Annotated in this window: 11 protein-coding genes; 1 reads left to right on the plus strand and 10 read right to left on the minus strand. The window is 71.2% G+C overall.

Annotated features, from left to right (window positions below; all coding sequences use genetic code 11):
• Nucleotides 1–76: 76 nt before the first annotated feature.
• The 7 genes from K1J60_RS19125 to bldG all read right to left on the minus strand — a co-directional run bounded on the left by K1J60_RS19125 (nucleotide 77) and on the right by bldG (nucleotide 9,326).
• Entirely contained in the window at nucleotides 77–274 is a 198-nt protein-coding gene (locus tag K1J60_RS19125) for a hypothetical protein (protein ID WP_220647263.1), read from the minus strand.
• A 98-nt stretch (nucleotides 275–372) separates the two neighbouring features.
• Complete coding sequence (locus tag K1J60_RS19130) at nucleotides 373–2,793, minus strand: serine/threonine-protein kinase (protein WP_220647264.1); 2,421 nt, start codon at nucleotides 2,791–2,793, stop codon at nucleotides 373–375.
• Between the two features lie 283 nt (nucleotides 2,794–3,076).
• Complete coding sequence (locus K1J60_RS19135; protein ID WP_220647265.1) at nucleotides 3,077–4,609, minus strand: DUF7059 domain-containing protein; 1,533 nt, start codon at nucleotides 4,607–4,609, stop codon at nucleotides 3,077–3,079.
• A 288-nt stretch (nucleotides 4,610–4,897) separates the two neighbouring features.
• Nucleotides 4,898–5,509, minus strand: coding sequence for a small secreted protein (locus K1J60_RS19140; protein WP_220647266.1), 612 nt, complete (start codon nucleotides 5,507–5,509; stop codon nucleotides 4,898–4,900).
• Between the two features lie 207 nt (nucleotides 5,510–5,716).
• Nucleotides 5,717–8,122 (minus strand): sodium-translocating pyrophosphatase, encoded by a 2,406-nt coding sequence (locus tag K1J60_RS19145; RefSeq protein ID WP_220647267.1) that lies wholly within the window; start codon nucleotides 8,120–8,122, stop codon nucleotides 5,717–5,719.
• Nucleotides 8,123–8,442: 320 nt separating this feature from the next.
• Nucleotides 8,443–8,877, minus strand: coding sequence for an ATP-binding protein (locus K1J60_RS19150; RefSeq protein ID WP_220647268.1), 435 nt, complete (start codon nucleotides 8,875–8,877; stop codon nucleotides 8,443–8,445).
• 107 nt (nucleotides 8,878–8,984) lie between these two features.
• Nucleotides 8,985–9,326 (minus strand): anti-sigma factor antagonist BldG, encoded by a 342-nt coding sequence (gene bldG / locus K1J60_RS19155; RefSeq protein WP_005475923.1) that lies wholly within the window; start codon nucleotides 9,324–9,326, stop codon nucleotides 8,985–8,987.
• Nucleotides 9,327–9,409: 83 nt separating this feature from the next.
• Between bldG and K1J60_RS19160 the strand changes: the two genes are divergently transcribed.
• Nucleotides 9,410–11,884, plus strand: coding sequence for a DEAD/DEAH box helicase (locus tag K1J60_RS19160; protein WP_220647269.1), 2,475 nt, complete (start codon nucleotides 9,410–9,412; stop codon nucleotides 11,882–11,884).
• A 134-nt stretch (nucleotides 11,885–12,018) separates the two neighbouring features.
• On the opposite strand, the gene K1J60_RS19165 is transcribed toward K1J60_RS19160, so the two are convergent.
• Genes K1J60_RS19165 through K1J60_RS47175 form a run of 3 tightly spaced genes read right to left on the minus strand, consistent with a single transcriptional unit; the run spans nucleotide 12,019 to nucleotide 13,071 of the window.
• Nucleotides 12,019–12,447, minus strand: coding sequence for an Rv3654c family TadE-like protein (locus K1J60_RS19165; RefSeq protein WP_220647270.1), 429 nt, complete (start codon nucleotides 12,445–12,447; stop codon nucleotides 12,019–12,021).
• Nucleotides 12,444–12,833, minus strand: coding sequence for a TadE family type IV pilus minor pilin (locus K1J60_RS19170; protein ID WP_220647271.1), 390 nt, complete (start codon nucleotides 12,831–12,833; stop codon nucleotides 12,444–12,446). The genes K1J60_RS19165 and K1J60_RS19170 overlap by 4 nt, the downstream gene beginning before the upstream one ends.
• Nucleotides 12,820–13,071, minus strand: a complete 252-nt coding sequence (locus K1J60_RS47175) for a DUF4244 domain-containing protein (RefSeq protein WP_398683254.1) — start codon at nucleotides 13,069–13,071, stop codon at nucleotides 12,820–12,822. The genes K1J60_RS19170 and K1J60_RS47175 overlap by 14 nt, the downstream gene beginning before the upstream one ends.
• Between the last annotated feature and the right edge of the window lie 56 nt (nucleotides 13,072–13,127).

Here is a 13,127-nt window from a genome sequence, read left to right on the forward strand (position 1 = left end):
GATCCGTTCGGGGCCTATGCGGAGGGTCACATCTCGGTTACCCCACTCGCTCAACGGCCCCGTCCGCCCGGCCCTCTCAGATGCGGGTGAGGCACCATACGCCGAGCGCCAGGGCGGTGACCGCGGCGACGCTCGCGAGGGTCGTCGACATCACGGGACGCACCCCCTGCGCGACCGGCTCGCCCAGGCGCGACCGCCTCGCGGTCCACAGCAGCAGTCCGCCCCCGAACAGGGCGAACACCACTCCCACGAAGATCGCCGGACCGCTCTCCATGTCCCGTCCTCCCACCCCTCGACTGCCCCGGGACGGGAGGCTGGCACGGACGGGAAGCGAGCGCGCGAACCCGAGGTGAACGCGAGGCGTCCGGACGCTCAGACCGAGCCGGGCGTGGGTATCTTCCCGGTCGTCTGCGACACGTCGGCGTTGCGCACCGTGCACACCACCTTGTTGAAGCCCTTCTTCCATTCCTCTTCGGCGGAGACCCATCCCGACACGATCAGGTCAGCTCCTGGCGCCCAACTCGACTCGAACCTGTTGGTGCACAGCTTTCCGCCTTCGGCGAGGGCGCCGGCGAAGGTCATGTTGTCGGGTGCCTGCACCGATCCGACGACCTGGTCGGTGTGCGCTTCGGCACAGTCGGTCAGCGGGGCGTCGTACCCCTCGTCCTCCCTGGTCGCGTAGTCCCAGCAGTCACCGACGGCCATCTGCGTGGGCCACAGGTTCGTGCCCACGTCACGGAGTCGGCCCACCTCGCCGCCGATCGGGACGTGCTTGCCGAGGACGAGACATGCCGTACCGCCCTTGGCCGCGGCGAAGCCCTCCTTCGTCGGGACGAGCGCGTAGACGTCCGCGTCGGGCAGGGCCTCGGCCATCGGGTCGGCCTGGCTGGCGCAGCGCTGCGCACCGCTGGCCTTGGCGTCGGAGGGGTCCGACGCCGTCTCTATCGCCACGACCTGGCCGTCCGGCCAGTCCTCGTCGCAGTCCACCACCCCGAGGTCGGGCACCGAGTCGAACGCCGTCCCCGTCCACACCGCCTTGACGCAGTCCCCCACCTCCAGGGCCTTCTTGAGGGCCGCCTGCTTGCCGTAGGGATACTCCGACTGCGGCGGCGACGCCAGCGCGTCCGGGGTGTCGGAGGGCTTGGGGTCCGGGCCGCCCGTCAGGTTCACCGCGGCCCACGTACCGCCGCCCGCCACGAGCAGCACGGCGACCACGATCGCGACGACCGCCGCCGCGGGCGTCTTCCGCTTCGGCCCACCGGGCGGCGGCGGGCTCCCGGCCGTGATGGTCGGGAACCCCGCGTTCCCCGGCGGCCGTGCGCCGGCCGTGCCGTACGGTGCCGACGCGTTGGCCGTGTACGGCAGCGACTGGTTGCCCATGGTGGCGCCGTACCCCGGCGGCGCCTGACCGCCTCCGGCGCCGCCGTACGCCGACGGCCGACCGCCGGGGGTGGCTCCGTAGGGCGTGGCCCCGCCGCTCGCCGGGCTCCCGTAGGGCGTGGACGGGCCGCCCCCGTACGGGTTGTAGCTGTCGTAGGGGCTGCGCGGCTGTTGTCCCTGCCGCCACGGGTCGTACGGCGAGGGGGCGCCCGCCGCGCCGCCCGGTGTGGGCGGGCCACCGGCGGGAGTGTTCGGCGTGTTCGGCGCCGAGGGCGCGCCGGGCGTGTGCGGGGCCCCCGGGGTGTGCGGTGTGTACGGCGTGTGGGGTGGACCGGGCGTGTGGGGTTGGCCCGGTGTGTTCGGCGTGCCCCCGAGGCCGTGCTGCCCGGCGGCCACGTACCCCGGCGGCGCGCTCGCCACGTACCCCGGAGGAGCACCGGGCGTGCCGGGTGTGGCGGGAGCCCCGGGCGTTCCGGGGGGCGGCCCGAACGCGCCGGGTGCCGACGCGGGGGTGGCACCCCAGCCCGGCGGGGTCGACTCGCCGCCCGAGGCGGCCACCCGCTCCAGGCCGCGCGCCACGGCCTCCGGCGAGAGTCGGCGCACGGGGTCCTTGATGAGCAACCCGTGCAGGACGGGCGCCAGTTCACCGGCGCGGGCGGGAGGCGTCGGTTCCTCGCCGAGCAGGGCCGTGAGCGTCGCGTACTCGCCGTGCCGGTCGAAGGGGCCGCGGCCCTCGACCGCCGCGTACAGCGTGGCGCCGAGCGAGAACATGTCGGCGGCCGGCGTCGGCGGCTCGCCCCGGGCCCGCTCGGGCGCCAGATACCCGGGGGTGCCGAGGATGCCGGCGGTGGCGGTGAGCCTGGGTTCGCGGGACTCCGGCTGGAGCGCGATGCCGTAGTCGGTGAGCAGCACGCGCGCGTAGGGGTCGCCCGAGGCGTCGGCCGCGAGCAGGATGTTGGCCGGTTTCACGTCCCGGTGGAGTATGCCGATCCGGTGCCCCGCGGTGAGGGCGTCGAGGACGGCGAGCCCGACCCGGGCGGCCTGCTCGGGCGAGAGCGGCCCCCGCTGCCGTACGACCGCCTGGAGGTCGATCGCGTCCGGCACGTACTCCATGACGATCCACGGCAGGCCCTCGTGGAGCACCACGTCGTGGACCGTGGCCACGTGGGGATGACCGCGCAGCCGCGCGGCGTGCCGGGCCTCGCTGCGGGCCCGGGCGATGCGCTGGGCGGGCTCGGTCGTGTCCCTCGGGACGTCGGGCAGGGAGATCTCCTTCATGGAGACCTCGCAGGCCAACTCCTCGTCGTACGCGAGCCAGACCCGGCCCATGCCGCCCGCGCCCAGGGTGCGCAGCAGCCGGTACCGGTCGTTGATGATCCTTCCCTGGCCCTGCTCCGGCGTATCCCCCGCCATCGCGACCCCCCGATCCCCCAGAGACAGCGCGTGCCTCCCCCGAGGACACGTCGAATCCGTCTCTTGAAAATAGCTTCGCACGCACCACTGACAGGAGGCCTTTTACCGACCAATCCAGCCAGAAGGGACACACGCGTCCCAGTGGCACGAATGCGCCCCGTACGTCACGGGAACGGGCGCCGGGCGGGGCACCGGTTCGGTCACCGTACGGTCCGGAAATCGTCACCGGGTGCGCCGCCGGGGTGGCCCCTGCCCGGACAGGCCCCGCGCCGGTGCGAGCGGGTCACCGGGCCGGTTCGAGGAACCCCTGTTCGACGAGGAGGCGGATCTGGACCGGGGTCCGGTCGCGCAGGGCCACCGGGTCCTCGCCGACGAGTTGGGCGATGGCGTCCAGAATGCGTCCGGCGCTGAGCGTGCCGTCGCACACACCGGCGAATCCGGCGCCGACCGTGTCCACCTTCGTGGCCCGCCGCATGCCACGGTTCTGACGCAGCACCACATGCTCGGGGTCCTCGGCGCCGGGCAGCCCGACCTGCTCCTGGACGACCTCGGCGGTGAGCCGGAAGTGTGCCGCGAGGAGGGCGGCGTCGTCGTTCGCCCGCAGGTAGTCGACGCGCGCGAAGTGCTGCCGCACCGTCTCACCGAGCGGCTGTTCGACCGGATGCGGCCACTCCTCCACGGTGATCGAGGGCTCGGACCCCGCGGCGGCCGACTTCCGCAGCGTGATCCACCCGAACCCGACGCCCTTGACCTTCCGCACCTCGAACTCGTCCAGCCACGCGTCGTACCGCGCCTGGTACTCGGCGACGTCACCGCGGTGGTCGCCCGCGTCCCGCAGCCACAACTCGGCGTACTGCGTGACGTCCTGGACCTCGCGCTGCACGATCCACGCGTCGCAGCCGCGCGGGACCCACGACCTGAGCCGCTCCTGCCAGTCCTCCCCCTCCACGTGCTGCCAGTTGGCGAGGAACTGCGCGTACCCGCCCTCCTTCAGCCGCTCCCCCGCCTGCGAGACGAGCGTGCGGCACAGGTCGTCCCCACCCATCCCGCCGTCGCGGTACGTCAGCCGGGCGCCGGGCGAGATCACGAACGGTGGGTTCGACACGATGAGGTCGTACGTCTCGTCCGCCCCGACCGGCTCGAAGAGCGAGCCCTCCCGCAGCTCGGCGGCGGGGGCTCCGGAGAGCGCCAGTGTGAGCGACGTGATGTGCAGCGCGCGCGGGTTGAGATCGGTCGCCGTCACGCGCGTGGCGTGCTGTGCGGCGTGCAGCGCCTGGATGCCGGAACCGGTCCCGAGGTCGAGGGCCGCGGCGACGGGCGTCCGTACGGTGATGCCGGCCAGCGTCGTGGACGCCCCACCGACCCCCAGCACGACGCCCTCGTCCCGGCTCCCGATCCCCCCGGCCCCGCCGACGGCGCAGCCCAGGTCGGACACGATGAACCAGTCCTCGCCGTCGGGGCCGCCGTACGGCCGCACGTCGACGGTGGCGGCGACCTCGTCCCCGTCGTCACCGACCCGAACAAGCCATCCGCTCTCGACGCACGCGTCGACAGGCAGCACGCCCTCCACGCGCGCGCGTACGACCGGCTCCTGCAGCAGGAACAGCCGCACCAGCGCCTCCAGCGCCGTGTCGCCCCGCGTCGCCCTGAGCGCCGGCACGACCTCACTCCGCGCGAGGGCCGCGTAGGCGGAGGCACCGAGCAGCTCGAGCAACCCGTCAGCGGTGAATTCGGCACCGAGCAACGCCTCCCGCAACCGCGCGGCGACATCGGACCGATCGACAGAGGGCAACGAAGACAGTCTGGAGTCACTCACACCGCCCAGCGTAGCCGCGCGACGTGACCCGACCCGGTCGCGGGCACCCCGCGTCCTCCCCTGGCGCGGCAGCGCGCCCCACACACTCTCGACCGGGGGCGGAAGGGCCCCAGGGGCGACCCGGGCGGGCGCGGCGGCGCCTCGTCACCGCCGAGCCGCGGAACCCATCCCAGCCCGCCCCGACCGCCGGGCGCGAGATCGGGCGTCGGCTCCGCCTTCGCCCACCAGCGACCTCTGGCGCACACTCAAGCCCCGGCCCGGCTCACGTCACGGCCGAGGGCGACCGGATCAGCTCTTCGTGGGCACAGCCGGTGCCGAGGCAGCGCCGGACGTGGTCGCGGACTTGCAGCTCTGCTGCTCGGCCATCGCCTGCCCGACCTCCCCCTTCTCCAGCTCCTTCAGCGCGTCGCTCCCGGTCTTGCTGAGCTTCTCCAGCTCCGTCGCGACCCCTTCGAGCCCGTCCGCGAACTTCGCCTGGTCCTTGATGTTCAGGGCGTCGGACTTCTTCTTCAGCTCCCCGTAAGCCGTGGACAGCTGGTTCAGCTCGGCCACCGCGGCCTTCTGCTTCTTCTCGCCGTCCTCGACGTCCGGCGCGCCGGCCTGCTGAATGGCCGTCGCCATCGCCTTGTAGGCGTCGGAGATGTCCTGGAAGCCCTGGGAGTCGGCCTTCTGCACGTCCGCCGGCGCGCTGTCGTCCGAGGTCTCCTTCTGGATCGAGGCGTTGGCCGCCGCGATCTTCTTGATCTGCGGCTGCACCGAGTCGCAGACCTCCTTGGCCCAGGAGTTCAGCTTGTCGTTCGTCTCGTCGTCGCCGCCGCAGCCGGACAGCGCCAGTACCAGTACCGCACCGCCGGACAGTGCGGCCGCGAGCTTCTTGTTCACCGGATTGGTCCCTTCCATGGCTCTCGGCCCCGGAACATACACGCCGGATGGGCGACACCTGTGTGCCGAGCACCCCCGGTGCACCCTTTTGTAACCGTTTGCACCAAGAGAGAGAAGGCTCACGGACACCACCGCCACGGCCGAGGGGCGGACGGCCGACGCGTCAACACGCGCCGTCCGCCCGCCCCTTGAGCTGGCCCCAGGCGAAGCAGGTCGTAAGACCGCCTACGAAACCACCGCTGGATCCGCCGACTTGGCCATCCGCTCGGAGTTGCCTTCGTCACCCACGGCGATCCCGCGTCGCTTGGACACGTACACCGCGCCGACGATGACGGCGATCGAGGCCACGGCGATGGCGACCCGCAACGCGACGCTCTTGTCCTCTCCGTAGCTGAACTGGACGACGGCGGGCGCGATGAGCAGTGCGACCAGGTTCATCACCTTCAGCAGCGGGTTGATGGCCGGTCCCGCCGTGTCCTTGAACGGGTCCCCGACGGTGTCGCCGATGACGGTCGCGGCATGGGCCTCGCTGCCCTTGCCGCCGTGATGGCCGTCCTCGACGAGCTTCTTGGCGTTGTCCCACGCACCACCGGAGTTGGCGAGGAACACCGCCATCAGCGTCCCGGTCCCGATCGCACCGGCGAGATACGCGCCGAGCGCGCCGACCCCGAGCGAGAACCCGATCGCGATCGGCGCCATGACGGCGAGCAGACCGGGCGTGGCCAGTTCCCGCAGGGCGTCCTTGGTGCAGATGTCGACGACCCGGCCGTACTCCGGCTTCTCGCTGTAGTCCATGATCCCGGGGTGCTCGCGGAACTGCCGCCGCACCTCGTAGACCACCGCGCCCGCCGACCGTGAGACCGCGTTGATCGCCAGCCCCGAGAAGAGGAAGACGACCGCGGCACCCGCGATCAGCCCGACGAGGTTGTTGGGTTGCGAGATGTCCATCATCAGGTTCATGGGCGCGCCTTCGCCGGAGACCTTCTCCCCGACGTCGTTCGCGGCCGTGAGGATCGCGTCCCGGTACGAGCCGAAGAGCGCGGCGGCGGCGAGGACGGCCGTGGCGATGGCGATGCCCTTGGTGATGGCTTTGGTGGTGTTGCCGACGGCGTCCAGGTCGGTGAGCACCTGCGCACCCGCGCCTTCGACGTCGCCGGACATCTCGGCGATGCCCTGCGCGTTGTCGGAGACCGGCCCGAAGGTGTCCATGGCCACGATGACGCCGACCGTGGTGAGCAGGCCGGTGCCGGCCAGCGCCACCGCGAACAGCGCGAGCATGATCGACGTACCGCCGAGCAGGAAGGCCCCGTAGACGCCGAGGCCGATCAACAGGGCGGTGTAGACGGCCGATTCGAGACCGATGGAGATACCGGCGAGGACGACGGTGGCCGCGCCGGTGAGCGAGCTCTTGCCAATGTCCTTGACGGGACGCCTGCTGGTCTCGGTGAAGTAGCCGGTCAGTTGCTGGATCAGCGCGGCCAGCAGGATGCCGATGGCCACGGCGACGACCGCGAGGACCCGCGGATCGCCCTCGTGACCCGCGATCGCCGTGTCCGTGACCCCTTCGAGGTCGGCGTACGACGAGGGCAGATAGGCGTAGACGGCGATGGCGACGAGCACCAGCGAGATCACCGCGGAGATGAAGAACCCGCGGTTGATGGCGGACATGCCGCTGCGGTCGGTGCGGCGGGGTGCCACCGCGAAGATGCCGATCATCGCGGTGATCACGCCGATCGCGGGCACGATCAGCGGGAACGCGAGTCCGGAGTCGCCGAACGCCGCCTTGCCGAGGATCAGCGCGGCGACGAGCGTCACGGCGTACGACTCGAAGAGGTCGGCCGCCATGCCCGCGCAGTCGCCGACGTTGTCGCCCACGTTGTCGGCGATGGTCGCGGCATTGCGCGGATCGTCCTCCGGAATGCCCTGCTCGACCTTGCCGACCAGGTCGGCGCCGACGTCGGCGGCCTTGGTGAAGATGCCGCCGCCGACCCTCATGAACATGGCGATGAGCGCGGCTCCGAGGCCGAAGCCCTCCAGCACCTTCGGTGCGTCGGCCGCGTAGACGAGGACCACGCAGGACGCGCCGAGGAGGCCGAGCCCCACCGTGAACATGCCGACGACGCCGCCGGTGCGAAATGCGATCTTCATCGCCTTGTGCGAGACGGCGGTGAGATCCTTTTCCGGCTCACCTTCCGCCGGTGTCGCTTCCCGGGCCGCCGCGGCGACGCGCACATTGCTGCGCACGGCGAGCCACATACCGATATAGCCGGTGGCCGCCGAGAACGCCGCGCCGATCAAGAAGAACACCGATCGCCCGGCGCGCTGATTCCAGTCGTCCGCGGGCAGCAGCATGAGCAGGAAGAACACGACGACGGCGAATACGCCGAGCGTACGCAACTGCCGTGCCAGATAGGCGTTCGCGCCTTCCTGGATGGCCGTCGCGATCTTCTTCATGCTGTCGGTGCCCTCACCCGCCGCGAGCACCTGGCGCACCAGGACCCCGGCGACGACGAGTGCTGCCAGGGCCACGACGCCGATCACCATGACGATGATCCGGTTGTCGTCGGTGAGCACCGCGGCTGCGAAGTTCGCGGTGTGGTCAAACCTTTGAGGGGTAGAAAGCCCCGCCATTCGTCCTCCTTGACGCTTGGGCTGAGCTCAAGATGTGGACGGATTGTAGGGAGGGGAACCTGATCAAAACAGTGCACGGGAAACGGAATTGGCCTTCACATGCTCTTGAGCAAATGATCCATACCCGACCACGTTACTCGAAAGAAGTAACGCCTCAAAGGCGTTGACACTTGATCAATTATCACGTGAATGATCGTGAATTCCTTCACGAATTCCGGTGTTCCGATGGACGGTGATCAGAATAAATGCCGAACAAAACACGAAGGGCCCTGCTCAGCAGGGCCCTTCGCGGTACTACTTGAAGTTGTGAGAACGGACGATCAGGGCACGACCGCGACCGACGGAGTCGTCGGCCAGGTCATGCGGATCAGCCCGCCGTTCTCGTCGGCGGTGACCTCCACGTCGTCGACGAGGCCGCTGATGACCGCTAGGCCCATGTCGTCCTCCTCGATCTCGGCGTCCGCATCCCCGCCGGCACCCGATGACCGGTCACCGGGAACGGCGTGCGGCGCCTCGTCGCCCACCTCGATGGAGAACTGCTTCTCCTCCTCGATCAGCGACACCCGCACCGGCGCCGAGATACCGCTGCTCTGATGCAGTCCGACGGCACGGGTGCACGCCTCGCCGACGGCCAACCTGACCTCGTCGAGGACGGCCTCGTCCACTCCGGCCCTGCGCGCCACCGCTGCCGCCACCAGCCGGGCGGTCCTGACGTGCTCGGGCAGCGCGCTGAAGCGGAGTTCAACGGTGGCCATGCATCCCCCTCGGAACTACGGGCGTGCTGTCGGAAGGCCGGACCGCTCGGGCCCGGTCCTCCTCACTTGTCTGTGGCCGTCCGGGCACGGGGCCCGGACGGACGTGATCAGTCAGTGGCCGCCACCGCTTCGTCGACCGAGGTGTGAATCGGGAACACCTTGGTCAGACCGGTGATGCGGAAGATCTTCAAAATCCGCTCCTGGTTGCACACCAGGCGCAGCGAGCCCTCATGGGCCCGTACTCGCTTCAGGCCGCCCACCAGTACGCCGAGCCCGGTGGAGTCGAGGAAGTCGACGCCCTCCATGTCGACGACGAGGTGGAAACTCCCGTCGTTGACCAGCTCGACCAGCTGCTCACGCAGCTTGGGCGCGGTATAAACGTCGATTTCGCCACCGACCTCGACGACCGTACGATCGCCGACGGTACGGGTCGACAGGGACAGGTCCACGGATCCTCCAGCACCTTGCTATCGAGCGTTCGCCCCTCGGGACACCTCGGCTTGAAAGCCCCCGGGACGGTTCGCCAGCCGCGATGGCATTCAATCACTTACCGGCAGGCGTGCACGACGCCTTGGCTCCATTGTCCGTCACGCCGGTGACACACTCGATGCCGATGGCCAAGAATCACCGATCCGATCGAACCCCGACGGACACCGCCTCCAGCCCTTCGCCGGGCACGGTCCTGGACCGGCTCGCCTCGGGGCCGAGCCGGGCTTCGCGCATCACTCATACGGAGCATGTGCCCCCACGTGCGGGCCGCCATGCCGTCTGGCCCGACCGGATCCGACCGGAAGTGGTCGCCGCCGTTCAGGCCGCAGGAATCGAACATCCCTGGGCCCACCAGGCACGCGTCGCCGAGCACGCGCTGGACGGCGAATCGGTCGTCGTCTCCACCGGCACCGCCTCCGGCAAGTCGCTGGCCTACCTGGTCCCGGTCCTCTCCCGCCTTCTGGACGGCTCCGAGGCCCCCAACGGCCGTGGCGCGACCACCCTCTACCTGGCCCCCACCAAGGCCCTCGCGGCGGACCAGTGCCGGGCCGTGAAGGAACTTTCACAACCTCTCGGAAACGCCGTCCGCCCGGCCGTGTACGACGGCGACACCCCCGTCGAGGAACGCGAGTGGGTCCGCCAGTACGCCAACTACGTCCTCACCAACCCCGACATGCTGCACCGGGGGATCCTTCCCTCCCACCCCCGCTGGTCCTCCTTCCTGCGCGCCCTGAAGTACGTCGTCATCGACGAGTGCCACACCTACCGCGGCGTCTTCGGCTCGCACGTCGCCCAGGTGCTGCGGCGCCTGCGCCGCCTGTGCGCCCGCTACGGGGCCGAACCCGTCTTCCTCCTCGCTTCCGCCACCGCCGCCGAGCCCTCGGTCGCCGCCGGCCGCCTCACCGGCGTCCCGGTCACCGAGGTGGCGGACGACGCCTCACCCCGCGGCGAACTGGTGTTCGCCCTCTGGGAGCCCCCACTCACCGAGCTGCACGGCGAGAAGGGCGCGCCGGTGCGCCGTACCGCCACCGCCGAGACCGCCGACCTGCTCACCGATCTCGTCGTCCAGGGCGTCCGCTCGGTCGCCTTCGTCCGCTCCCGGCGCGGCGCGGAGCTGATCTCCGTGATCGCCCAGGAACGCCTCGCCGAAGTGGATCGCTCCCTCTCCCGTCGTGTCGCCGCCTACCGCGGCGGCTACCTCCCCGAGGAACGCCGCGCCCTCGAACGCGCCCTCCACTCCGGCGAGCTCCTCGGCCTCGCAGCCACCACCGCCCTCGAACTCGGCGTCGACATCTCCGGCCTCGACGCCGTCCTCATCGCCGGATACCCCGGCACACGCGCCTCCCTGTGGCAGCAGGCAGGCCGCGCCGGACGCTCCGGCCAGGGCGCCCTCGCCGTCCTCGTCGCCCGGGACGACCCGCTGGACACCTTCCTGGTCCACCACCCCGAGGCCCTGTTCGACCGACCGGTGGAATCGACCGTCCTCGATCCCGACAACCCGTACGTCCTCGCCCCCCACCTCTGCGCCGCGGCCGCGGAGCTACCTCTCACGGACGAGGACCTCGGCCTGTTCGGCCCCGCCTGCGAAGACCTGCTGCCGCAGCTGGAGGCCGCGAAACTGCTCCGCCGCCGGGCCAAGGCCTGGCACTGGACCCGTCGCGAACGGGCCGCTGACCTGGCCGACATCCGGGGCCAGGGCGGTCGCCCCGTCCAGGTCGTCGAAACGGGCACCGGCCGGCTCCTCGGCACGGTCGACGCGGGCGCCGCCCACACCAGCGTCCACGAGGGCGCGGTCCACCTGCACCAGGGCCGCACCTACCTGGTGCGCGAACTGGACCTGGATGACTCCGTCGCGCTCGTCCAACAGGCCGAGCCGCCCTACTCGACGGTCGCCCGCGACACCACCTCCATCTCCGTCCTGGAAACCGACACCGAAGTCCCCTGGGGTGACGGCCGCTTGTGCTACGGCTCCGTCGAAGTCACCAACCAGGTCGTTTCCTTCCTCCGTCGCCGCCTCATCACCGGCGAGGTGCTCGGCGAGTCCAAACTCGACCTCCCTCCTCGTACGCTGCGCACGCGCGCCGTCTGGTGGACCGTCACCGAGGACCAGCTCGACGCGGCCCGGATCGGCCCCGAGATCCTCGGCGGCGCTCTGCACGCCGCCGAACACGCCTCGATCGGCATGCTGCCCCTCTTCGCGACCTGCGACCGCTGGGACATCGGCGGCGTCTCGGTCCCGCTCCACCCGGACACCCTGCTCCCGACGGTCTTCGTCTACGACGGCCACCCGGGCGGCGCGGGATTCGCCGAGCGCGCCTTCCACACGGCCCGTGCCTGGCTCACCGCCACCCACCAGGCCATCGCCTCCTGCGAGTGCGACGCCGGCTGCCCGTCCTGCATCCAGTCCCCCAAGTGCGGCAACGGCAACGACCCGCTGCACAAACGGGGCGCCGTACGCCTCCTGACCGAACTGCTGCGCACCGCACCGGGGGCTCCGACGGAGGGGCGGGTGCCCTAGGCGTGTTTCGGATGCGGGGGAGCCTTGGTACCCGGGGGTTCTTAGCGCCTCAGGACTCGGGGACCGCCGGGATCTGGCTACTGCCGTCGTGCGGGGCTGGCCGCTCCGCTCCCCACCCTCTCTGAGGCGCGCTCCTACGGGGCTCTCCGGTGGGCCTCCCAGCCGGAAGTCGGGCCCGGCGGCCCCGCACGTGCCCTGGACTCGGCGGTGAGCGGGCCCGTCCTGGAGGCGGCCGTGACGTCCGAGATCTCTCCTTCGACCTCGCAGCGCACCAGTCGGCTGCCCTGTGCCTTCGCCACCCGTTCCGCCGTCGCGCAGGCCCCCTCGGCTCCTCTCATCCAGTGGTCGGCGGCCGCAAGGGCCGCGAGATCGGCCGCTGCCTCTGCCTGATGCCGGATCACGACCGCTTGGCCGAAGGCGAGTACGGCACCGAACACCGCGCACAGCACCGCGATCGCGCCGACCGCCCAGACGGTCGCGGAACCCCTGTCCGCACCGGCCGCCTGCCCCGGGGCCGAGCGGGCGCCCCTGAGCCACCGGCCGCGCCACCAGAGCGCGGTCACCCGCCCACCTCCCCCACCGTCTCCTCCGCCAGCGCCACGGCCGCATGGCTGAGGTCGAGGCCCAGACCGTCCGGCCCCGGCGCACCGGCCGAGACCACGACACGTACGAAGTCGCCCTCCCGGCCCACGAGCACCTCCGCCCCCTCCGGCGCCGTCTTCCGCGCTGCCGCCACGACCGCACCCGGAGGGTCCTGCCGGGCCGCCGCCCGGGCACCGGCCCGAGCGGCATCCACGACCTGGATCTGCGCGCAGGCGGCGAGCAGGGCCCACACGAGTGCCGTCGCGAACAGCAGCATCACCGGCAGGGCCATGGCCGCCTCCGCCGTCACGAACCCGTCGTCACCACCCAGCGCCCCGCGAAGCCGTCGCGGCTCACGCCCCGCCATTGAGGGCCCGCCCGACGATCTGCTGCAGCTCCGCCTGGACCTGCCCGCTGGTCACCACCTTGTACAGAACCGCGGCGAAGGCGACGGCCGCGATGATCCCCACCGCGTACTCGGAGGTCACCATCCCCGCATCCCTCCGGGCCGCCCGCACCCGACACAGCACGGCCCGCACCACCCGGACCCGCACCGTTTCCCGCACTGCTCCCACTACCTGCAGCGCCTGTACCGCCTTGTTCATCTCAACCCCCGTGAGGCTCTGTTCCGTCGACCACTGGTCTGTCCGCTGATCTCCGC

Source organism: Streptomyces akebiae (genome assembly GCF_019599145.1).
GTDB lineage: Bacteria > Actinomycetota > Actinomycetes > Streptomycetales > Streptomycetaceae > Streptomyces > Streptomyces akebiae.

What these genes read in the sequence shown, in the direction of transcription:
- K1J60_RS19170 (WP_220647271.1), bottom strand. Translation starts at nt 12,833, where the DNA reads ATGGCGGGGCGTGAGCCGCGACGGCTTCGCGGGGCGCTGGGTGGTGAC.
- K1J60_RS19125 (WP_220647263.1), bottom strand. Translation starts at nt 274, where the DNA reads ATGGAGAGCGGTCCGGCGATCTTCGTGGGAGTGGTGTTCGCCCTGTTC.
- K1J60_RS19160 (WP_220647269.1), top strand. Translation starts at nt 9,410, where the DNA reads ATGGCATTCAATCACTTACCGGCAGGCGTGCACGACGCCTTGGCTCCA.
- K1J60_RS19140 (WP_220647266.1), bottom strand. Translation starts at nt 5,509, where the DNA reads ATGGAAGGGACCAATCCGGTGAACAAGAAGCTCGCGGCCGCACTGTCC.
- K1J60_RS19145 (WP_220647267.1), bottom strand. Translation starts at nt 8,122, where the DNA reads ATGGCGGGGCTTTCTACCCCTCAAAGGTTTGACCACACCGCGAACTTC.
- K1J60_RS19150 (WP_220647268.1), bottom strand. Translation starts at nt 8,877, where the DNA reads ATGGCCACCGTTGAACTCCGCTTCAGCGCGCTGCCCGAGCACGTCAGG.
- K1J60_RS47175 (WP_398683254.1), bottom strand. Translation starts at nt 13,071, where the DNA reads ATGAACAAGGCGGTACAGGCGCTGCAGGTAGTGGGAGCAGTGCGGGAA.
- K1J60_RS19130 (WP_220647264.1), bottom strand. Translation starts at nt 2,793, where the DNA reads ATGGCGGGGGATACGCCGGAGCAGGGCCAGGGAAGGATCATCAACGAC.